Origin of the sequence: Streptomyces chlorus (assembly GCF_042655885.1) — a bacterium.
GTDB classification, from domain to species: Bacteria; Actinomycetota; Actinomycetes; order Streptomycetales; family Streptomycetaceae; genus Streptomyces; species Streptomyces chlorus.
Genome location: NZ_JBHSOA010000159.1, coordinates 1 through 647 on the forward strand (window position 1 = coordinate 1; position 647 = coordinate 647).

1 protein-coding gene is annotated in these 647 nt (G+C 73.3%); it reads left to right on the forward strand.

All coding sequences use genetic code 11. From position 1 onward, the window contains the following. The first annotated feature begins 54 nt into the window (after positions 1-54). Entirely contained in the window at positions 55-585 is a 531-nt protein-coding gene (locus ACFPZI_RS37105; protein ID WP_381371572.1) for a hypothetical protein, read from the forward strand. Positions 586-647: the final 62 nt, after the last annotated feature.

The following is a 647-nucleotide window of genomic DNA, read 5'->3' on the forward strand; positions in this document are numbered from 1 at the left end:
GGGTGCGGGTGTGCAGGGTGACGGCGTCCTCGTCATCGAGTCCGGAGGTCCGCCGTGCCCACGCCCGCCGCTGTCATGAAGCGTCGCCTGCGCGATCTCGAGGCGCGCGCCGCCGAACTCCACGAGCGGATCGCGGTGTTGCAGCGGGAGGCCGACCAGGTCGAAGCGCAGGTCACGCGCTGGCGTATCGGCGGTGAGATCTTTGAGGAGGTCGAGCAGGAACTGCGTGAGGGCGGGGCCGGTGACCGGGCTGACGGGGCGGCCGGGGTGCCGGCCGCTGCGGATGCGGGCGAAGCCGCGGAGTCCTCACACGGTGTGCCCGGGGCAGGGTCCGGGTCGCGGTATGTGCCGCAGTGGAGCGAAGGGGCCGATCCGGCCCGGCTGCCCGGCCTGTACTCCGAGATCGTTTCGTTCGTGTCGAGTGCGGACGGGCCGGTGCGGGTGCCGGATGTGGTCCGCGCCCTGTTCGGTGAAGGAGCCGGCCGCAGCCGGCAGGAAGGTGTCCGCGCCCAGCTCAAGCGGCTGGTCGAGCGGTACTGGCTGGTCAGCGAGGACGGGCGCTCCTTCACCGCCGGTTCACGCTGAGGCGGGCGGCAGCGCGCGGACCGGCGTCTGCCCCGCCGTGGCGAGCCGGCGCGTCATCAAGG